This window comes from Mesorhizobium sp. WSM4815, from assembly GCF_055811575.1.
This window is the reverse complement of the sequence record NZ_JBVVQS010000085.1, coordinates 97,973-118,713: the sequence shown is the minus strand read 5'-3', so window position 1 is coordinate 118,713 and position 20,741 is coordinate 97,973. Positions and strand designations below refer to the sequence as shown.

The 20,741-nt window shown below is 56.0% G+C and carries 15 protein-coding genes; 4 read left to right on the top strand and 11 right to left on the bottom strand.

Translation table 11 applies throughout. From position 1 onward, the window contains the following. Positions 1-622 precede the first annotated feature (622 nt). Positions 623-1,132 (top strand): ferritin-like domain-containing protein, encoded by a 510-nt coding sequence (locus AC0L2B_RS09530; RefSeq protein WP_027155497.1) that lies wholly within the window; start codon positions 623-625, stop codon positions 1,130-1,132. 5 nt (positions 1,133-1,137) lie between these two features. Here AC0L2B_RS09530 and AC0L2B_RS09525 read toward each other — a convergent pair whose 3' ends face one another. The 4 genes from AC0L2B_RS09525 to AC0L2B_RS09510 form a co-directional block, all read right to left on the bottom strand. Next, positions 1,138-1,362, bottom strand: a complete 225-nt coding sequence (locus AC0L2B_RS09525; RefSeq protein ID WP_473745093.1) for a hypothetical protein — start codon at positions 1,360-1,362, stop codon at positions 1,138-1,140. A gap of 297 nt (positions 1,363-1,659) precedes the next feature. Continuing rightward, on the bottom strand, positions 1,660-2,352 hold the full coding sequence (locus AC0L2B_RS09520; RefSeq protein WP_473745092.1) for a hypothetical protein: 693 nt from the start codon (positions 2,350-2,352) through the stop codon (positions 1,660-1,662). Positions 2,353-2,371: 19 nt separating this feature from the next. Beyond that, entirely contained in the window at positions 2,372-3,349 is a 978-nt protein-coding gene (locus AC0L2B_RS09515; RefSeq protein ID WP_473745091.1) for a hypothetical protein, read from the bottom strand. Positions 3,350-3,502: 153 nt separating this feature from the next. Beyond that, the gene (locus tag AC0L2B_RS09510) at positions 3,503-4,033 is read right to left on the bottom strand and encodes a hypothetical protein (protein ID WP_473745090.1); all 531 of its coding nucleotides are present in this window, start codon (positions 4,031-4,033) and stop codon (positions 3,503-3,505) included. Positions 4,034-4,772: 739 nt separating this feature from the next. Here AC0L2B_RS09510 and AC0L2B_RS09505 point away from each other — a divergent pair. Then, entirely contained in the window at positions 4,773-7,703 is a 2,931-nt protein-coding gene (locus tag AC0L2B_RS09505) for a PAS domain S-box protein (RefSeq protein WP_473745089.1), read from the top strand. Further along, entirely contained in the window at positions 7,700-9,526 is a 1,827-nt protein-coding gene (locus AC0L2B_RS09500) for a CHAT domain-containing protein (RefSeq protein ID WP_473745088.1), read from the top strand. Before AC0L2B_RS09505 ends, AC0L2B_RS09500 begins: the two co-directional genes overlap by 4 nt. A gap of 59 nt (positions 9,527-9,585) precedes the next feature. On the opposite strand, the gene AC0L2B_RS09495 is transcribed toward AC0L2B_RS09500, so the two are convergent. From AC0L2B_RS09495 to AC0L2B_RS09480, 4 genes are all read right to left on the bottom strand, one after another. After that, positions 9,586-10,689: an MBL fold metallo-hydrolase gene (locus AC0L2B_RS09495; RefSeq protein WP_473745087.1), complete on the bottom strand. Its 1,104-nt coding sequence runs from the start codon at positions 10,687-10,689 to the stop codon at positions 9,586-9,588. Positions 10,690-10,697: 8 nt separating this feature from the next. After that, on the bottom strand, positions 10,698-13,079 hold the full coding sequence (locus AC0L2B_RS09490) for a S8 family serine peptidase (RefSeq protein ID WP_473745086.1): 2,382 nt from the start codon (positions 13,077-13,079) through the stop codon (positions 10,698-10,700). Between the two features lie 116 nt (positions 13,080-13,195). Then, positions 13,196-14,878 carry a CHAT domain-containing protein gene (locus AC0L2B_RS09485; protein ID WP_473745085.1) on the bottom strand — a complete coding sequence of 561 codons (1,683 nt, stop codon included), beginning with the start codon at positions 14,876-14,878 and terminating at the stop codon, positions 13,196-13,198. Between the two features lie 353 nt (positions 14,879-15,231). Then, positions 15,232-15,522: a hypothetical protein gene (locus AC0L2B_RS09480; protein ID WP_473745084.1), complete on the bottom strand. Its 291-nt coding sequence runs from the start codon at positions 15,520-15,522 to the stop codon at positions 15,232-15,234. An 80-nt stretch (positions 15,523-15,602) separates the two neighbouring features. Between AC0L2B_RS09480 and AC0L2B_RS09475 the strand changes: the two genes are divergently transcribed. Then, positions 15,603-15,956 (top strand): hypothetical protein, encoded by a 354-nt coding sequence (locus tag AC0L2B_RS09475; protein ID WP_473745083.1) that lies wholly within the window; start codon positions 15,603-15,605, stop codon positions 15,954-15,956. Positions 15,957-16,176: 220 nt separating this feature from the next. Here the strand turns inward: AC0L2B_RS09475 and AC0L2B_RS09470 are convergent, their stop codons facing one another. From AC0L2B_RS09470 to AC0L2B_RS09460, 3 genes are all read right to left on the bottom strand, one after another. Next, complete coding sequence (locus AC0L2B_RS09470; RefSeq protein WP_473745082.1) at positions 16,177-16,905, bottom strand: HIRAN domain-containing protein; 729 nt, start codon at positions 16,903-16,905, stop codon at positions 16,177-16,179. A 30-nt stretch (positions 16,906-16,935) separates the two neighbouring features. Then, complete coding sequence (locus AC0L2B_RS09465; RefSeq protein ID WP_473745081.1) at positions 16,936-17,853, bottom strand: HipA domain-containing protein; 918 nt, start codon at positions 17,851-17,853, stop codon at positions 16,936-16,938. Between the two features lie 1,893 nt (positions 17,854-19,746). Continuing rightward, on the bottom strand, positions 19,747-20,712 hold the full coding sequence (locus AC0L2B_RS09460; protein WP_473745080.1) for a hypothetical protein: 966 nt from the start codon (positions 20,710-20,712) through the stop codon (positions 19,747-19,749). Positions 20,713-20,741 lie beyond the last annotated feature (29 nt).

The window sequence follows — 20,741 nt, the reverse complement described above, 5'->3', positions numbered from 1 at the left end:
CGTGCCTCGCATGGACTTCTTGCGACAGCGCGCCCATGGCGTGGGTCCAAGGGAACATCCAAATGAACCAGGGCATCAATAGGCCCCTCCGAAAGCTGACCTGTTCAAGATGGCTGCCGGGAACCAGCCTCCGCAAGACACGTTGCTGAGTCACCGAACTTCTCAAAAAGGATGCTTGCTATGGCGAAAGAGATACCTCGCGAGGAAGAGCAACGCGGCACAGGAAGGGTCCTCATGTGGGGCGCCGTGATCGCCGCTGTGCTTTTTGTTGCCCTACTGGCCACATTTGTCCTCGGGCCACTCTGATCTGATTTGGGGGCAGGATTTTTCGAACTGTTGGCCTAAGTATCGCGCGATACTCACCGCCCTAACCTCTGGAGCTTGTTCCTGCGGCGACCCAAAGCTGCCGGCCGGCGCCTACCAGGCAACAGCCACTGCTCACAGAGCACTATTAGCTGACGCTAACGTTGCACTTCGAGGGCTTTTGGCCGGGGAGGCAGCGACCTGCGGGACGGGTTGTCGTCACCGCCGGGTATCGACTGCGCTTTGCAGGCGATCGGAACTAACAGTCTGTGGCGGCGTTGCGATGGCAGTAAGACAATGCTGACCAACGGAGACAGACATGACAGACTCCAAGGAACGTCTGGTGCAGTGGCTTCGCGACGCTCACGCCATGGAAGAACAAGCCGAGACCATGTTGAGCGGCCAAATCGAGCGTCTCGAAAACTATCCCGAGATTCGCGACCGGATGAACATGCATCTCGAAGAAACGAGGCAACAGGCAAAACGTCTTGAACAATGCCTCGATCGGATCGGCGACGGATCTTCGACGCTGAAGGATGCCGGCGGTAAGCTAATCGCCATCGGACAGAACATCAGCGGCATGTTTGCAGGCGACGAGGTGATGAAAGGATCACTGGCTAGCTACACATTCGAGCATATGGAAATCGCCAGCTACAAAATGCTCATTGCCGCAGCCGGCGAGGTCGGCGACTCCGAGACCCAGAGAGCGTGTAAAGAAAACCTCCGCGAAGAAGAGGCGATGGCAGATTGGCTGGAAAACCAACTCGGCACGGTCACCAGCGAGTTCCTCAGACGCGACGAGCGGGATGCTGACACCGCGAAACGGTGACATGCCTAAAGTCTTGCCATCGCGTTGTAGAAATCCTTCGGCGGCACGAGGCTGATCGACGTCAAACCCGGTAGGGCTTCAGACGCGAAGGGATGGCGGATTGGTTGACGTTCTAAAAGAAACCGCTCCCTCTCGGCGCGATGTTCGAAGCAGAACCTGCGCGAGGCTTGCCCAAGCCTCGCGAAAATCCCAGCCGGCATGCTTTGTGCAGCCAGGATGTTCGCACGCATGGCTGATTCCCGGGCGCTATGACCTGTTCTGGCCGTTGGAGCTGGATCTCGTCGCACATCACCTTCATCGTATGGGAATGGATACACGTCGATGTCGAGGCGCTGCGCTTGTCGATCTTGTGCCAACCAATTCCGTTGAAGGAATCTGCAGCGATCACGAGAGCCTTGCGTGTCAAGGACTTCAAGGGGATAAACTGGTGCTGCGAGAGAGGATTGAACTCTGGACTACATGAATAGAATCAAATACTTACTCAGCATTTTGTAACCTTGTGACGGACTTAGAAATGACCGATCTGCTCAAAAAAGACCCTTCGCGACGGTCAAGTTTGAGTCAATATGCTCGCCGTAATAAATGCCTCTGTCGTCCTTGTGGCCTTGTTTGAATCCTTTAGAGGCCATGTCCTTTTTCGTGCCTTTGACGCCGCGGTTATAGGCTATCCCCACAAACACGGACTCCTTGTGCGACAATGTCGCTTTGTTGGCACCATATAGACCCCTGATAGCGTTCTGAAGCTCGACAATGCCCTTACCCAGTGTCCCATCCCACGTGGCCCATCGACCATCGAGGAAATAGTCAGGGTCATCTTTGAAGAACTGGATGTCGTGCTGGAACATGCCGAAACCGTGGCAGAACTTGTCCGGGTTTTTGACCACCGTCTTGTAGCCTGAATTTATCTTGGCGATCCGATCTAGCGCGGCGCGGGCTACCTTAAACATCGGCTTGCCCTTGGGGGCGGCCTCAAGCTCGGTGCGATTTTTAGGCCATGCGCTCCTGCGCTTCGGAAAATCCAAGGTGTCGCCCACGCACAGCTCGAGAACATCTTCCGGCGTGCCCGTTTTATACGTCTTTGCCCATATGTAGAACGTTTCCTGGATTCCTATTGAAACCACCAGTGCCTTGGGTATTGGGGTATTCTTTAGCTTCGCGTCAATTTTCGTGCCGAATGTGTCGTTCATCCAGATCATTGCATCTTGAACAGCGGTGGTCATCTGGAACCCTTTTGAGCAGTTAGAAACTAAGTTCGACCGATTGAATTCCAGCTTTCACGTCCACCATTTGCGAGGATTCGAGCTGCTTGCCTGCTGAATGTGCTCGGGTCGCTATTCTGCGTGCGCCGACGCGAACGTTGTCGAGCGCGATGGATTTACCGGCGCTACGGGCGGCCTCCGCGCCGTCGAGCAGGACAGTCACCTCACCGTCAAAATCGCCCTTGATGGTGAGGTTGATCTGCCCGGGACGCAACGCTTCCACAGCCGCCTTTGCTTCAGCGGCCGCCGCTTGGGCGGCCTTTACATGATCCTCGATCCGTTTGGTGATATCCTCACTGCCTTTCTTCGCCGCCTCTTCGAGCTCGCCGACCGAAGTCTGAAATTCTGTCCTCCACTCCGTCGCCTCCGTCGTCGTGATTTTGTCGAGATCGATACAATACGCTTCGGCGAGGGCGAAGATTTGGTCACGCGCTGCGATTTCTGCCGCTTTGACATCAGTCGCTTTGCGAGTCCGCTCCAGTTCTTTCAGCACCTCAAACTGCAGCTTGGTCCAGAGATCGCGCATGGAAAGGATCGCGATAACGTAACGAAAATAAGAGCTCGCCGTGTCCGTTGCGCGCTCATAGAAGGCAAGGGCACCCATCACAGCGTATATTCCGAGGGCTAGGATCAGCGCGACGCGGCTCCACGGCATAAAGCCTGGATCAAGCTGAAACGCCGCGGCGGCGGCGGTCAAAAGAAATGCCAGCGCTCCGGCAACGGCAAGAAAGATGCGCGAGCCGAAGACCCATCTTGTGCTCGTGGCGCGCTTCCTGTCGTAATAGTCGCGTCGTGTCCGTGTGAATCCTGCCAGCCGCTTCAGGACATCTGTCACGAGCTCGGCGAAAGACATCTCGCCGTAGACCTGCGGTTCGAGATCAAAGGGAATGAAGGTGTTGCCGCCACGATATGTCGACTTGTGCGGCGTCATCAGCCTAGTTTCATCGTCTGCTGGCATGGATCGATCTCCAGGTCTCCACGTCTGTGCGCAACGGCTGCCGCTTAGCAAAATCAGCGCACGTCGCGTGCCTACTTAGGCCCCGTGGTCACTTTGCTGTTCGCTCCTTGCGATGCTCCCCCCGAGGTAAGCATCACGATGGTTGGTGCGAGATTAGGCTTGCTGAATCACGACCATCGCGTTCGGAATCTTGGAGCCATTGGTCGCCGGAAAAGAGGAGCCAAGGAACGCCTTCAAGTCATCGATAATGGCGATGACGCGTTTGCGGCTATCGACAAACGCCATGTCATCGTCGGCGTTTGCAAGCTTGGTCGTTGGATTGATGCAACCGATCGACGAAAGGAACCCGCGACCTGGATGAAGCAGAATTCCTATCCGCTTGCCGGTCGGTAGCAGGAGTAGGCCCGGTCGCTTAAGTGCCGCGGGATTCACGTTCGACGTGTAGCCCATCGTTACATATTTGTTGCCTGCCTGGGTGAAGAGATTATAGGTGCCGGCTTCGACGCAGCGATTGTTGCCGGAAGTCTTGTTGTCACCAGGTCCTTTCGTCTCTGCAGTCGCCCCGGAAAGGGCGCCCACTTTAACGCCATCGTGGAAGACCTCGTATCTTCCTGTTGTTCTACGTCGGCTATTTCGTATCTGCTCCCCTGCGCGGGTGATCCGCAGTTCCCATTTCTTTGCCACCGTCGCCTCCCTTTTTAACGGCATAATCGCACCAAACCCCAACAAAGGCGAGCAGATTCGAGAATTTTCTTTTTCGAAGCGACGCCAGAGTCTTTAATCGACAGTAAAACCGGTGCCATTGTTGGATATCTACATACAAAAATATTTTTGCAGCACAACTTCTAGTTTGCCTTGCTCTGCACCTACGGACCCGAACTCAGCGGCTTGGGCAATCGTCTAATCATTGCAGGCGGGACCGAAAAGATATCGTCTCGAGCAGCGGATGCGTTGTAGCCGCCCCTACTCGGCATCTGAACATGTCAGCGCAGGCTGGTCGCTCGAGAGATGGCAGTGCGGCAGAGCGAACAATCGGATTAGGTTATCGATCTTATTTACTCGCACTAGGCGAAACCGGGTTGTGTGTTTCAAATGCAGAGCACCGACCCATATTTTAGGCCGTGCTGTTTTAGCTATGGTTGCAAAATATTTCAGAAAGCGGCACAATACTTTTCGGCAGGTTCATGGGCGAAGATGCGCGGGCGGCGTTCTTTGACCTCGCCCTGAATCGCCCTGAATTCATGCTTCTGTTTTTACCTTCAGGAGCTTAGGCGCGAGAGCCGACCATTGGACACGGGCGAGAGTCCATCTCGGACGTCTGTGCATTTCGGTCCCGTCGCAACAGCTCAGTTCGACGTCCATTTCGTGCCCATGGAAATGAAGCGAAGTGCCTTCCTGCACGCTGCATCTAGAGGAGGCTGCAATGCTAAAGCGACGGGTATCTGTTGAATCCGGCGGAAATGTCATAACAAAATCCGACAGACCGGAAGCAGAGCTCTTGAGGAGAATAATCAGCGACAAGAGCCAAGAGGGCGTTGTAGAGGAGCTGATTTCGAAGTTGAGGGGACCCGGATACACGCTCATAGAGCTTTTTCGCGATGCTGCCGGTCTGAAACAGAGCATCGCCGCAGTCAAAGGGCCGTGGAACCTAGTGATCGACCGCTGGACGAGGCTTGACCGCACGATCAGCGAGTGTGTGGTCCGCACTTCGGCGGCACACGAGAGTTTCATGGACAAAACTGCTCACGCATTCTGCGAAATTGATCGCGAGGGAGTCATCGTTACCGCCAACGCGGCGATGCGTAAATTCGACCCGAACTGTATCGGGAGACCCTTGGCGAGCTACTTCGGCGAGATGGCAGAGGCCGTTCGCGCCGCGATCGGAAATTCGCCGCGTCAACTTTTCCAACTGACGTTCAACGGTGAGCGAAAGTATCCGGTGCTGGCCGAATTTGGCAGGATCGAGACCGCTGGCCGCAGTAGCGGCTACGCCCTGCTCGTTGACATGACAGACCTCTTCAACGCCGATCGGAAGGCACTGGACGCCGCGCCGACCGGCATGGTCAAACTCGACGTTAGGCAACGTATTATACACGCCAACCCTGCGGCACTTAAATTGCTTGAGATTTCCGAGGATGAAGCAATTGGGCGCGATGCCAAAACGTTCATCACAGATGCGAAAAGCAGACGGACGGTCAAGCGCCAGAGCGCCATGCGCCGCCAAGGTCGCGGCGGCGTATATGAGGCTTTGTTCAGAACAGAGAAAAGCGGCAAGGAGGTGAAGCTGAGATTAACCAGCACGCCACTGTTCGACTCGACTGAGGCCTTCTCCGGTTCACTTATTTCCCTACAGCCGATCGACTACGAGCGCGCGCACGAGGATATCGCTACACTTCTCGCCACGGAGACCGATGTGCAGAAGCTGTTCGATGGACTCATCGAAATTGTCCTGCGCTTCGTGGACTTCGATTGGGCTGACCTCGTCATTTTTACACCAAATCGCGACCATTCGCACTCTTTCTGCCGCTATCCGGCAGGCCGCCCTACTTCCCATTCACGCTGGTTCCCGATTCCGAAGGAATATCGCAATTGGGTTGAAGTGTCCAAAGGGTGGATACCTGACTACGAGAAGTTCCTTTTGTCTTCCGAACCCGGCAAATTCCTCCTTACAACAAATCTCGATGTCCAGGATGCGCTCGCCGCAGGTCTGAAATCAATCATCACCATACCGGTAGTCTCCGGAGGTAGAGTATTGGGTGTGCTCTCTTTGCAATCCAAGGAGATCGGCAAATATAATTCCGCGAGCAAAAAAACGCTCCGCCTTCTCGGCCTTGACCAGACACTCCAAGCTATTTTCCGGGAGCGAGAGCGCACCGAGCAGCGCTTTTTTTCCGGGTTTTTGAAAAAGATATGGGCGTCCACATCCCACACGGAGCTTGCGCAGACCATCGTCAACGGAATTGCCGAGCATTACAATTTTCAAACCGTGTCGATCTTCCGAGTCAACGCTATTCGCCAGCAATTCGAGGAGCTAGCAGTGGCCAGGCGCGGATCAGGGCGCCGCGCCAGCCTATACAAACAACCTCTCGACATTGGATTGAAAGGTCTCGCCTATCAGCGCGATGATCGGGTCATACTGCAGGATCCGACCGATGGTAGTGAGGAGGCCACAGCGTTTCTGACCGCGAGGAAAAGATTGGGGGTGACCGATGCAACTATGTCCGAGTTGTGCATGCCGATTCGGACCCGAGGGCGCGCTCTGTGGATGCTGAGCGTTGCCGATGACACCGCGCATGCCTTCACGGACTCTGACTACGATGCAATCAACACGATTATCGAGCAGATCGGGCCAGCAATCGAGCGCCTCTTTCAGAATCTGGTGCGCCGACAATTGGTCGATGCTTTCCCGGAGGCTGTAGTCATCGCAGGGATCGGGGGCAATATCCTCGATTGCAATGAAAAAGCATCGCAAATGTTCGAACGGGAGTCGTTAGTGCATGCTGTTCTCTGGCAATTCTTGCACGATTCAGAAGGCCGTGCCGTATTCAAGGAGAGGAGATCGGCCCCTACATTGACCACTATTGTTGGGTCTCGCCGGAAGAAGACAACGGTTTTGATGTCCGTTTTTACCTTGCCGGAAGAATTCGATCACATTGTCGTCCGTCTGCAGGATGTGACGAAGCTGCAATGGGAGACCGACCTCGAGCGATTGAAGGCCGCGCTTGCAGAGGCGACCAGCCAAGTTCGCGTGCCTCTCTCTCTGGTGTCAAGTTTCGTCCAGCAACTTGAGCAGAAAGCCACTGACAAAGGTCTGGTTGACCTGGCGAAGAAGGCAGTCCGCCAACTTGGACGTATCGAGCTGACCTACGATCGAGTGATGGCCTCCTATGGCAACAAACTGCCCGTGAAATCCGGCAAAGCCGAGGTCAACCGCATCCTCAATTACCTTATCGGCCAACTTCCGCAACTGAGCCGCGAACTCATCAAGTTCTCTGCCTCCAAGCAAGAACGGTGGGTTTCTGCCGACGAATACCGTCTCGTGTTCGCGCTTGAATCCATGCTGACCTATCTCCTGCGCGCGCGCTGTGGACCAGGCCTGATAACAGTCACCGTCAGTGATGTCGGCGACTCGGTGCAGGTTTCCATGTCGGGTCCAGTTCAGCAGATTGATGCAAACGGTGAACTTGCTACTCTGGTCGAGGCGACCCGAGCAGATATCGCTCTCGGCGACGATGCGCTAAGCCGGATTGCCGCCGACTATAAAGGCGCATTTCGCCGCCGGCGACAACCGCAAGATCGTGAAGAGCTGCTGATCCAGTTCCCTTCGGCCGGAACGGAAGGAATTAAGCGATGAAATGGACGATCATTGTCGCAACCGGGGACACGGATCAGTTGGGTCAGCTTCTCGACTGCGCGGAAAGGATTAGAGAGCTCATGAGTCCGGCGGATCGCGGTCGAATCTTCACAGCAAGATCACTTGAAGACGTCAAAGAACTGCACGGGCAGATTGCCGCACCGGAGAGAGAGCTAATCATTGTCGAAGCCGATCTTCAATCAGACCGACCGAGGCGCGACGGCGGCGCCCAATCCGGTCTTGATCTGCTGAAGGAAATACAGGGGACCGGATCCCCCCCAGCATCGATTCTAGTTACAAACCATGGCGAGCATTTATTGGATGTCCAGCGCATGAAGCGCTCCGAAATGCTTCTGGTCGACCCCGGGACGGAATACATTAGCCTATCCGTGCGGCTTGCCCGCAGCCTCGGCGTGGTGAGCGCTCAACCGACAAGTGCGCTTTCCACCGACGAGACGAGCGCAACATCGAACGCAGCACTATCCGAAGTTCGACTGGAATTGCCGCTGCCGTATGCGCTGATTGAAGTCGACGTGCTGGAAGACGTGGAGCATTCCATGGTGCGACTTCAAATCAACGATCGCCAACGTCCACAGGAAGATCGCCCGATAGCTCCGCTCTACCTCGACAAGGACGAAGTCACGAAATTTCTGGAGGATTCCCGTCGGTTCAGAAAGAACGTTTCCAACGTTCGACTGCAAGCTTTCCGCAAGCGTTGGTATGACCATTATGCTTCACTGGGTGAAAGAGTCCACCACATGCTTTGGCGGACAAAGTTTTCTGAATATTATCTCCTCGCGGAGGGAGCCGTGGGATCGAATATTCGCTTGCGGTTTAATCTCGAGCCTGCTGTGTTCGATGGCCTTTGGGAATCAATACGCACTAGGAGCAGTGACGGTTTCCTGATGCTCACAAACAGCGTAACTCGCAGGGCGCGACGCTACGACAACATTCAGTTGTCTTTTGAAGGCGACGTCGGCAACCTGAGCATTTTGGGTGTGGGATCCAAAGTGTCTTCCCATTCAAAGCTGGTCGGACCGCAGGATGATACCTGGAACAACTATTGGAACAAATTCGGTCGCCCGCTCGAACCTCTTGACCATGTTGAAGTCGAGATGCGGATGCTGAAAATGCTCCGCACCAAGGGCAGGCGGCAAAGCAAGGTTGGCGACGCACCCGAAAGCTCGGGGGTCGACGTCAAGATTTTATCATCAGTGGCAGATGCCGACACTTGGTCGCTCGCCGAAACGCTTGAGCAAGAGCTCAAAAAGCATCCGCGTCGCTACGATGTCATGCACTTTGCCGGGCACGCGATCTTCGCTTCGGACACAAGGGGGGACCAAAGGGGCTATCTCGTTTTCTCCGGCTCGCCTAACCCGCGCGTCGTGCCGATTGCCAAGGTCGCAGGTTGGCTGGCGGGGACAAGCGTGCAGCTCGTGTATCTCAGCTGCTGCCGAAGCAGCGCTCCGAAAGCCGCCATCGAACTCGCCAGCAATAAAGTCCCCATGACCATCGGGTTCGAATGGAATCTTGACGATGCCAAAGCGGTCGACTTCGCAAGGGCCTTCTACAAGTCGCTATTGTCGTCGGATTTTAAGGTGTGCCACTCCTTCCGCCAGGCACGATCCCAGCTCAAGGGAGACTACGAAGACGCCGATTCCATTTGGGCCTCGCCGGTGCTGGTCACCCAACCGGAGAATTGGATGCAGGTCGAGGGGGTTCTTCGCCCGCCGGCTCGCACGCGCCGCCACGATGCGGCGGCCCGAGGCATGCGCGCAGCCGTCGACGAGCCCACGGCTGACCACAGCACGCCTTTGGTGTAGGCCCAGTCGCATGGAACGCCATCCGGAGGCCCGCGCGTCCTGGCCCACGAAGAGGCCTCCTATGGGCTCAGCGCTATCTCGAAGCTGTGCTTGCCGCTCTGCAGGGTCTGCAATGAATAGCCGAAGGTAGAAGGCTTCAGCTTCCGACGCAGCTTCTCGGTGGTCTCGGTTTCATTGGTCAACACGAGCGTGATCGGGCGACCCGCATCGTGCGCGCTTCCCACGATCCACTCCAGCGTTGGGAAGTCCGGGTTGCCATGCTTGCCATTTGCCGAGATCACATAGATATCGGCGGTGACGGCGTCGAAAAAATCTCGTGTGGTGTTTCGATCGCTTCCGTGGTGCTGCACCTTGAGAACGTTGACATGAAGTCGACCGTCGTCGGTGAGCTTCGCGGTCTTCAGGCCCTGACAGATGTGGTCACCGCGCGCGTCGCCGGTCAGAAGCAGCCTCTTCCCATCGCACTCGGCCAGCATGACGATGCTGCTGAGATTGGGCACGCTCTTATCGGCCATCGCGGCAGCCTTCGGGTTTCTGGCAACCCTTTCAGTGGTTTCCTCGAGCCATTTCAACCATTCGGCGCGTAGCACCTCAAGGTTGGCGCTGGTCGGGCCGGCTATCGTAAGCTTCAGGGGGCCCAGCTTGATTGCCTCGCTCCCAGCATCCGCTAAGATGAGGTCGTCCTTGAAACCCTTGTTTGCGGTGATCTTCAACTTTTGCGCCATCAGCCGCAGCCGATGTCCCTCCTTCACTCCGTAGAGCGCATTAGCGGCGAACGGCATAGCGTTCATCGCGCCTGCTGTCGTCATCAGCGACTGGAGCGTCTGTGCGATTACGCCGGTCGGGTCGATGCTCTTCGTAAAAGAGTTGTGCCACAGACCGCCGACCCGCACGCGCGGCGGGCGGCCACTGACTGCATCATCCTCCATGGCGGCGAAGAGGTCGAGCAGACCGATCACATGATCATTGTCGATATGGCTAAGCACCACGCGATCGAGCTTACCGCCTTTTCCGACGATGTCTTCGAGCGCCGCATCAAGGTCGGCTACAAAATTGCCCGGCGGACCACCATCAATGAGTAGATAGCGCGGCTTAGCCCGGCTTCCGAACTCAAGGATCAGGCTGTCGCCGAACTGCGCCTGGACGACGTGCAACTTGAACATGTTGGACCTCAGAGCTCGGAGACAGTCGAAGGGCGCGATTTCAGATCGCCGGTCACTACCAGCGCAAAGGTCTGTGGCGGTTCCAGTAGGCTTTCGGCCGACACAACGATGGTGTGGCGGCCGGGCTTCGGTTTGTCGAGGCGCACAATTTGCACATTGTTGTTGGGATCGCACGTCATGCCGGCGATATTGAGCACGGATGCGGCGTTGCCGTTGCCGACGAACTTTTGGCTGGCAGCGTTGTCGACGAGCAGGAGCAGACTGTTTTGCAGGCCGCGCGCCGCCGCGTCCGTCCAGGCGAGGCATATTCGCAAGGGCAGCCTGTCGCCCACCATGATCTCATAACGAAATGTCTGCCCGGTTCGCTCAAATATTCGAGCCGGCCTCTTCCAGGAATCGACGAAGGCTAGCTGCAATCCGGGAGCAGCCGGGCCGGGAATGCTCGCCGCCATATCAATCCTGCCGAAACCCTGGTGGAAGTTCGGCTCCCCCGCGAGCGGAGCGACAGCGCAGACGCCGGTGAGCCGCCTTGTTCCGTTAATTAGAGTAGCCTTTAGAAGAGCTGCACTCGGCGCCTTCCACTTGCCCTCTTTCTGAAAGCACTCCCTCACCAGCGCCGCGCATCCTGCGACATAGGGCGCAGCCATACTGGTGCCTCCCATGAAAGCGTAGAGAGGGTTGTTGGGGTAGGCACCCCAAAACTTATAGAGCGCCGCCTGGCTCGATTTCGCCGCCGCGATGTCGGTCCCGGGGGCAACGATGTCGGGCTTGATCCTCTGGTCGTCGGAAGGTCCGCGGCTGCTGAACGCGGCCACGCACTCTGGATCGCCGGAAATTTTTTGGCCGGAGATAGGACGTTTTGGATAATTGTCCCGCCAGGCCTCGCCCCAAGTGAGCGTCGCATAGCCGCCGCTGGTGCGGCTGTTGCGGCTCGCTCCGACTGTAAGGCCGTTCTTCGCTGTGGCTGGCGCAGCAACAGAGGGCCAGTCGACAAAGCCCGAGTTGGCATTAATCTTTGCTCCCGGATTGCGAGGCACCGCAATCCCATCGTTTCCTGCCGCAATGACGATGAGCATATCCGGGTGAGCCGCCACGAAACGATCGACGTCCAGCGACATCTCAGAGTATCGCGCGTAGGCAAATGCGCCCCAGCTGTTGTTGTGGATGCGGACGCCCCTCCGATATGCCTCAGCGAAGAGCGTCTCGAGGTTGTGTGGAAGCCCGCCGAGGCCGCCACTGGCATCGAGAACCGACTGGAAGAAGAGCTTTGCCTTCGGCGCCGCGCCGCAAACGTCGCCGTTCGCGTTAACGCCGTCGCCGACCGCGCACCCTGCAACGTGAGTTCCATGGCCTTCAGGGTCGCTGTGGTCGCCGGGCCGACCCAACGCGCTAATGCCGATCACGCGACCTTTGAAATCGGGATGGGAATCGTCGAGGCCTGTGTCGGCCACCCCGATGATCTGGCCCTCCCCCTCAAATTTGTGTTGCGGCTTGCCCGATCGCTCGATCCCCAAGATTTCGCGCGCCATGCGGTCGAGAAGCCGCGGGGGCTGTAGCTCTTCCACAACCGCGACCTCCGGCAGGCGGGCAAGCTCGATCAGGTCATCGCTATCCTGCGCCAATGCCACCCGCAAAGCGTCCGGATGGGTAACTACCGGTTTGGCACCTCGCTTCTTCAACCATTTCTCTACCTTCGGCAAGTCTTCGGCACGGTGCACCCGGACCGCATGCGGCAGCGTGAATCTTGGCGACGCCGAGACTGTCCCCAGACCGCGCAGCGCGCGCCCTGCGGAAGACGGTTCACTACCGCGCGCGGCGCCAGCAATGCGCAGCGTGTCCGTCTCTGAGTAAAGCTCGATACTGTCAACGAAAGGCAATTGCGCGCAGACGCGCACCTCTGACGGCTCAAGACGACACGTATACCTGTTACTGCTCAATCGCTCGATCAGCCGGATACCATCCAGTTTGGCTCGCCGCTCCTCGGTCAGAGGACCGCTTAGCCGAAGGATGTAGAACGCAGGACGATGGGCATCCTCCGATACAATCTTCTCATCCGCTCCCTTCCCGGCAATCGTGGTGGCCAAGGGGCGAGGGCCCCGTGTGCCCGCGGGCCCGCGGGTCGCGCCACCAGCCAGTTCGCCGCCCCGCACGCCCATCGAGCGAACTGCGGTCCGCTGGGAGCCGGCACCGGACTGCCGTTCTATTCTCTCAACCGGCTTGACGACGAGACCCTCGCGCGCGAGCCCGCCGATATCCTTCGAATCGATCACGCCGAGGACGTAACCATCGGTCCATTCCGTCTCCGTGAGCGTCGCTGCCGCTTCAGCGGTTCGGGCGGCGGCTTCTTCGCTCTCGTGCATGAAAAAGATCTTGACCCGATACTTGGCCATCAGCCAGTCCTTCCGCAGAGCCGCGTCTGTGGACACCTTAGAGTATGCGGCGACAATCCTGCGCTCAACACAGTAAAGGAGAGGATTTGCATCACCCACCTATCCTCATGTGGTTTTTACTCCGCGATATCGCCAGAGGCGGTCATTTTGGACAGACGAATTTGCGGCGTAAGGTGCTCCGGGATATTCATCATACTTATTGCATTCCGTCCGAATCTAAACGCATCCTGATACGATCGACCGCCTCCCAATGCGTCATAAAAGCCTAATGCAAACGCTATCGCTGCCTTGTCACCAATTTCCGTGCTCATTCCGATGACGACGGGTATATGCTTGGAAATTGCCTTTGCCTGCTCTTCTGAGTAGCAGGCGTTAAGCACGACGCAGCGAATGCGATCTTGGAAAAGTGAGAATAACTCTTCCAGGGCGCTCGAAGAAACGAAGTGAGGAGCGCCGCTTTCATCTTCAAGAACAAGGCCATCTTGTCCACTTCCGTGCCCAGAAAAATGGAGAATCGTAGGCTCAACGTCCAAGAGGGCACGCCGCAAATCAGTCGGGCGCAGTGCCCACCTCTGATTCAAACGGAAACGATCTCTCTTTTTTGCCCGTCGCAGCCCCTCTTCAATTTCACGCGCTTCTTCATCCAGTCTCAGTTGACCAATACCCTTGGGATTTGCCGCTGCAAATAGTATATTCTCGATCAATTCATCTCCTCTTGCCAAGGGCGTGGTTGATTCATTGCACTGCGAAATCTCCTCAAGGGTCAGCCACGATGATGGATGATAATTGGATATCCGCCAAAGCCTAGCGGATGGTAGTTCCGCCAAAACTCTCGTCGGTTGACGGGGCGCATTCGATAATTCCTTTTCAATCTCGTAGGCTTCATTTTCTAACTGTTCGCGCATCTTGAGAATTTCGAGCTCAAGTTGCGTTCCGCTAATGCGTAGGCGTGCTTCACACTCGCGCCTTCGATCCTCAAGTCTTTCTTTCCGAAAGTAATCATCTGCTGCCAAGAAAAAATTGTCGAACGCCTGTAGGCACTCTTGACTAATTCTCTTACCTGCGTTTTTTTTAATCACCCTTACATGGTCGAGCGCTTTAGGGTCATACAAACCGTCGACCAACCTGCCGAGAAACTGCGGGCTTCTTTCGTTTAGAAAACTTGGCGATATCTCTAATTCGATGGCACTCTTTAGATCTGCGGCGGCGGCTCTGTAACGACGATCCAGCCCAGGTTCGCGGGCTACTTTGGCCCTCGAAATCCTGCGGCGCATCGCTTCGAGCTCATTTCTTTGACGATTTACCTGCTCGTAGGTGCCGCGGTTTTTGATTGTCGACGGCACCTCAGCATGTAGATCCTGCCTAATTAAGTCTAGGTAACGTCTCTTACTCCAGAGACAACTATCGTCCATAAGGGCGATCGCGTGCCGAAGATTTGAGCCGAGCGAAGATCCATTCTGTTTCAATAGCCGAATGCTTACGAAATGATCCGGCGAATCGAGTGTATCGAATATGACCAGACAAGGCAGCTCGGAGGCCGGTAGTCCTATATGCTTACATAAGTCGTAGGTCTCTTGGGTTTGACGTTCCATGAACTCGTTATATTTCTGTTGAATCCATGGCTCGGGGCGGGTTCGGAGGGAGGCTAGCTCCTCTACTGTTAGTTTGCTATTATTGTGCCACGCAATCGAGGGCGCAATGACCAGAACTTCGTTGCCGCTTAAATAATTTATGTCTCTCACGCTCGAAAGGAAATCGAGAAACATATCACCGTCTGCAGGTGTGATCAATACAAACATGAACGCACTGAAAGACCGTTTCCCCTTCTTGTATCCGATATTCTCAAATACATCCTTTAGGGTGTGCGCGACTAGATCCATTTTACCTAAACTCTATCTCCAGCAACTATTTTCTATTCTGCTTGACATAAGATCCTCTAGAGCGAGTAACAATCTTAAGAAATGCACAAAGAATGATATCGCAAAGCGGCCGCTGATGGAACATCACTTCGGCCGCGCATCAGGCCTTTGCGCCAGTCGCGGCGAACGTCCGGAGTGGGTCACGGACACACCGTGCTGCAGAACCGGGCAATGGCCACACTGGGTTCGTAAGCAAAGTTCAAATTTTAAGGCCTTGCCAAAACCGCCGCTAATCAGGACGACGGAGGCTTGACGTCCGGGGTCCGATTATAGAAGGGGTGGTAATTCAAGGCGCCGAACATGACTTCTGCCGCTTCCTCTGCTGTTATCCCGGCGCGCTCCAACACCGCTTCGGCCGCTGCTATCCCGCGCGAAACCACCTCAGGCGATGCGCCCTTGGAGCGCATGTCCATCGGAGCGCAAAAGCAGGTCCATCGCTGCCTCCTGCTGCTGTTGATAGCGTTGAACGAAAAGAGAACAAAATTATCAAGAGCGCCTTGACGGCCGAGGAAAATGTTCCTCATTTCCAGGCATGCCGGAACAACCCGAAAAGTGGCCGAGAGGCGCCCCATGGACGTTGATGCACGCCCATAACGCTGGGCAAGTGGCCCGCCTTAGCTGTGGCCTCTGCAATATCACCCGTTTCTACAAGCCGCTGGAATTGCGCGAAGTGATCGGCAACGTCACCATCGATGAGGTGCGGGCAAAGGTCCGTTGCGAAAATGCGGCCGCAAGGAATCGATGCGAGCGGAACTGTTCCACCCTGTCGGGCAGGAACTGGAGACCATCCGTTTCCGGCGACTGGTCGAAGTCAGATGGGAGTGGCGAGTGGTCTGGCGAGATGAGCCGTGACGGCTTTTTTTATGTCTGGCAAGAGAGGCATCAATTGTCCACTTCGTCACCGACGTTTTTTGCCGACGACACGAAACAGAAGCCGAACAGCGGATCTTTGGGCTAAAGGCTACGCGCTCAATGCTGGAACTCCCGTCGTGCGGTGAGAGACGCTCTCAAACCTTACCCTAGACGCCAAGGACGTTTCCACCGCGTCATGTGATCATGGGTGAGCCAGCGTTTGGACCCTGCAGAGTTCTAGCTCACACCGCCAGAGACAATCCCGATTTGCAGGAGACGGAAAAGCGCTGCTTTAATTAGGCAGCGTCACAGGATCGCACTAGAAACTAAGCTGCTGACCGCTCGGAGTGCGGTCGGATCGTCACGAAGACAAACGCACGCGGGCGGTCCGGTCGTCCATTCATTCGCTCGATCGTCGCGGTCACGCTTGCCGTCCGAAGCCAATGTAGGAAGCGCGGTGCCTGCAATCGGTTCACGTAGCCAATGGTGTGATCTCCGACGACAAAGCGAACAGCACCTTGATCATGTTGGTTAGTCGGCTCTGGCAATACATGCACCGCCGTGCCCAGGGGAAGAGGCCCCGCCTTTATCGCGTAGTAGCGATAACCTGCTATCTCAAGCATGAGATCATACATGTTCGAGGTTTCATCCAAAGGATCGACGATCGAGAAGCCGTCGCTCGGGAGCTTCGCCTCGGTGTAACCTAGCAGGCCGGCGTTCGAGAGCTTAACTGACGTAGGCAACCGGAACTGTCGTAAATACGCGTTAAAGTCCGGACGGTCCCTCGGGGGCAGACGGCGGAGAAAGGCTTCTGCCACTCCCACTCCATGAACCTCATGCTTGATACCAAAAGCAGGGTAGCCGGAGAACCCAAGCATCAAGAGTTCTTCGTAGGGCTTCTCTTGGTTGAGGCTTGCGAATTCCTCACCTGGACGGAAATACCGCAGCGTGAACGCCCCTGACGGACGGGGCGAAAGGACCCCAACGGCCCACCTGAAGCGGTTGTTGAGATGGTCCGGTGCCTGCCAAGCCAGATAGAGCTTCTTGGGCTCCACGATATGAGTGATCCTATTCTCCATAGCCTGTTAATCAAATAGTCCCGCTAATTGGTCTTGCCTTGCGGTAATTAGGCGCTTGGTAAACCTAGCGCGATCCACCGTGAAGCGTGGTGAAACGTCGAACTCGACGCACTCTGCGAGAATGGCGGCCAAATCAGCCCTATTAAATTGAATCACAGTTCGAGCCGCCGCGCTAGACTCCGGATATGTATCTAAGAACTGCCCACACAAACCCAAGTGCGGCATCTGGTCGTCCAGCGCGGCGTCCCAGCTGCAGTGATGTCGTCCACGAGCCAGGAATTCCTGCATCCGCTTCGGATTATCGAACTCCGCTAAATCTTGCTCGCGGATGCCGTAGCCGAGGCTCGTTCCGTTGTCGAAAGCAGGTGTCATTTCAGCCCTTTCTCCTGTCTGTAGCGTGAAGGAGACAAGAAAGCCCCAGTTGTCCGGGTGCCGATCTACGTTTGCAATCAACGCGTCGAAAAAGAGAACCCTGGCCCACCAGCTGCTGGCATCCACAACCCCAGCCCTTCTGCAAATAGTGACATTCTGCCGGATGCCATGGGGGCGTCCACGCTTTCGATCTTGCAGGATGCGGGTCAGCAGGTCACCGCCATGGACGATTCTGCTGGCCTGCTGTTCCCCGGGGTATCCAAAAAAAAACTCTATCAGCACACCTACTTCGCCTGACAGTTCGTTTTGTGCAAGGACCGCGCGGGGGACGGGAATGCCCACGAGATCCGCTAAGCGATATGCAATGATTTCCGACCAAATTTGTTGCGCCTGCCACGGGCGCTTCACAGTTTTGAACAGGTATTTGTGGCCGGGGATCAGGAAGGGCTCCGGAGCCGCCACAGGGCAAATCAAGGTCTGCTTTGGCTGAGAACCCTTCGGGTGAACGCCGAAGTCTTCATCTTCTGCCCATCCACCGATGGAGACCGGCATTCCCGCTTCTTGATGCGGCATTTTTCCCCGCATTGTAGTCTGAGGTGCGTCTTTGTGACCGAATCAGACGAGCCAGAGTCTAATCTGCTGAACCTAGCAGATAGGCAAGCATATTGATCGTGGCTGAGTTCGGGCGCGGAAGGGAAGCGACACTCCATGAATGTCGAGCCTGCGGAAGTGCGAATTACCCGTCCCAAAGCTTCGATGAGTTTGCTCGTTCACGCGGACGAGCTTGCTTCCGGTGACAAGCGTCGTGCATGATTCATCAGGACGGGCGACTCAAGGCTTTCATCTTCTACAGGCGAAACGACGGAAGCTGATCGGAGCTTCGTTCAGATTCTGCAGTTCGCGGCAGCTTTCACTGACGACGATCTGATGTCGTCGACAGCTTTGAGATAAGTTCGCGGCTGCTCCCGCACATTGTTCCCTCACCGGACGGAATGGGGGTCACAGGCGTGCGCATTGACTAGCTCTTCGATTTGCAACTCCCGTCGCACTACAAGATGTGCACGCGAATTCATGAGGCCTTGACCGCCCGGTCTCGCGCAACTGTGGTCGGCTACAATTCGATCAGCTCGATGAGGAAGTGCTCCGACGGGCAATCTATTCGACGCCCCTTCCTAACTATTTGACCGACACGCGCGGCAATTCACGATTGGACGTTTTGCCGCTTGCCATAGCGGCGCGCACTTTCGCGCCCGAGGGCTTTAATTGGCCTATCAATGAAAAGAGATGGGCAAGAGTCAAGCTTGACGTCTGGCCCTGCCAATGGCTTCGCATACAGGAAGGCCCACGACGCTGGTCGACGTTCATGCCGCCATCCATATCGCCCGCCTTATAAAGGGACGTGCGCCGACGGTCTGGATTCTGCCATGGCTTACCGCTCGGAGGCCTTGACGACCCAATTTGTCGAGGTGAACCCAGTGTCCATGGCACGCCTGCAATTTGGCCTCTGCTCTACCATTGGTGACAACACTCGGGACCAATCCCGACAACTCGAGCGGGCTCTTCACGCTCGACCTAGGCAAGATCCAGGGCTCCTCTCTCCTAAGAACTTACGGCACATTTCTCCACGAAGCCGGGGCCGGTCTCCTCGCCAAAAGCTCAATGTGCCTCCGTTGTTCATGCCGATCGAACTGGCCGACGCACAACCTTCTGGATACTTACTTGGGCTCGAGGAGATCGCACGTCGAGCCGAACTGGTGCGCAATGTCGAAGGTCTGCGGAGGGGCTGATGTCGGCGGTCCTGTCGGGCAGCAAGATGGTCCTTTTCGAGACATCCATCTAGCCGTTTGTGAACAATTGCGGATACCCGAGCAAGTTCTGCTCTATCGCTGCCGGACACCAGGTTGAAATGGTTACCGAAGTGGGCTGCAATACTGGTCACTTCGCCGCAGCACCCCCTCACGGGAATATCGCAATGTCTGCGCGCCGACACGACTTGGCGAAATGGGCAGTGAGGAGCTGCCATCGCGGCTGCCGGACCAATTCTTGCTGGCCTCGCCGGCCCAGTTTCGGGCTATTTTCCGATTTAACAATCGATAGGCGAAACGGCCAGGACTGCCTTGGTGAAGCGATCAGCTTTCGCGGGATCACCCCCTTTCTCATGGGCCCGTTCGGGCGAACCATCGGCTATGAAATTGCGGGTGAAATCCACGAGCCCTGGAGGCCCCTTAAGACTCGTAAACCCTGCCTTCTCGCACGCCTCAAAAAACTCTTCGACGCGACCCTGCTCGACTATCGCGCGGACGCGCAAGAATATTCCTTTGATGGACAGCTCTTTTGTGTAGCGTTGACGCTTAGCGGCTGTCGTGCTCGCGAACTCGTTAGTCGATGGTTTGGGTGTCCTTGCCATTCTGATTGCCTCCGGTGAACGTATCTTGCGACGACGATCTATTCTGCCGTTATTAGGTCTATGATATCCCCTCTCAATTTCCTGTTGCGGCTATCCTCAAGACGGTTCAATTCGCGCGCGCTTTCATTTGCTTGGCGCCTATACTGTTTTCTTTCCGCTTCGCTTCGCGCGCGCGCTACCGTCGGGCCTTTCAGGTCAGGCAATTGCATCACCAGCGTGAGGCTATGGACATCAAGCCTCTCTCGGTGTGCGTTCAGAAGCGTTCCTGTCACCTTCGTTCCTCGCGTCGGGTCACTCAACTCAAGCGTAGGGACGACGCCACCTTTGAGTGTTGTAGTGAATATCATGGTCTCACTCATGGTCGGCAGAGGCGGCTTGTTGGATGCAACGAGCAAATCAGCGTCCGACAATTGACCAATCAGATTATTGGTCTGATTTGCCGCGACAAAGTTTCTAACAACCTCGATAAGATTGAGCTTTCCAGCAATCGGATATGCCCCATTTGGGGGCCGTTCCCCATGCTGCTCCCGCCTGATCTGGTTGCATTTCCGAACTGTTGGCAGGTCCGTTAGCAAGCCGTCGACCCGGTCGGCTAACACAAACTCGCGCCTCGCTCGACGTTTGCCTTCAAAAGACCCGCCAACGGATGTTTTCACCGTGCCACGCGTGACTATACTCGTAAGGTCGAGGCTCGCTTCCAGACCATCAGTCTGGGTCATGTCGAAGATAAATTTGTAGGCAATGAATGCTTGGGAATAGGTCTCAACGACCTGCTTTATCTCGGGGTCTTTGACGGGCAAACGCAAGTATCCCGAGGTGATAAACTTCAGAAGTGCATCGGATTCGTTCCGCGCTCTCCATATCCAAACGTTTTGATCATTCGGCAGCGCAGTGGCTGGTATCGCATTGAAGAAATACTGTCGAGTCAGCTTCGCGGCTTCGATTTTATTGTAATCATCTCGGATTATTGCATCATGCAACAGCGTAATGAAAGCATCGCGCATCTCACACCTGATCGCCTCCGCGATATGGC

Coding starts and splice junctions, on each gene's coding strand:
- AC0L2B_RS09530 (WP_027155497.1), top strand. CDS start 623: ATGACAGACTCCAAGGAACGTCTGGTGCAGTGGCTTCGCGACGCTCAC.
- AC0L2B_RS09525 (WP_473745093.1), bottom strand. CDS start 1,362: ATGCGTGCGAACATCCTGGCTGCACAAAGCATGCCGGCTGGGATTTTC.
- AC0L2B_RS09520 (WP_473745092.1), bottom strand. CDS start 2,352: ATGACCACCGCTGTTCAAGATGCAATGATCTGGATGAACGACACATTC.
- AC0L2B_RS09515 (WP_473745091.1), bottom strand. CDS start 3,349: ATGCCAGCAGACGATGAAACTAGGCTGATGACGCCGCACAAGTCGACA.
- AC0L2B_RS09505 (WP_473745089.1), top strand. CDS start 4,773: ATGCTAAAGCGACGGGTATCTGTTGAATCCGGCGGAAATGTCATAACA.
- AC0L2B_RS09500 (WP_473745088.1), top strand. CDS start 7,700: ATGAAATGGACGATCATTGTCGCAACCGGGGACACGGATCAGTTGGGT.
- AC0L2B_RS09495 (WP_473745087.1), bottom strand. CDS start 10,689: ATGTTCAAGTTGCACGTCGTCCAGGCGCAGTTCGGCGACAGCCTGATC.
- AC0L2B_RS09490 (WP_473745086.1), bottom strand. CDS start 13,079: ATGGCCAAGTATCGGGTCAAGATCTTTTTCATGCACGAGAGCGAAGAA.
- AC0L2B_RS09485 (WP_473745085.1), bottom strand. CDS start 14,878: ATGTTTGTATTGATCACACCTGCAGACGGTGATATGTTTCTCGATTTC.
- AC0L2B_RS09480 (WP_473745084.1), bottom strand. CDS start 15,522: ATGAGGAACATTTTCCTCGGCCGTCAAGGCGCTCTTGATAATTTTGTT.
- AC0L2B_RS09465 (WP_473745081.1), bottom strand. CDS start 17,853: ATGCCGGTCTCCATCGGTGGATGGGCAGAAGATGAAGACTTCGGCGTT.
- AC0L2B_RS09460 (WP_473745080.1), bottom strand. CDS start 20,712: ATGCGCGATGCTTTCATTACGCTGTTGCATGATGCAATAATCCGAGAT.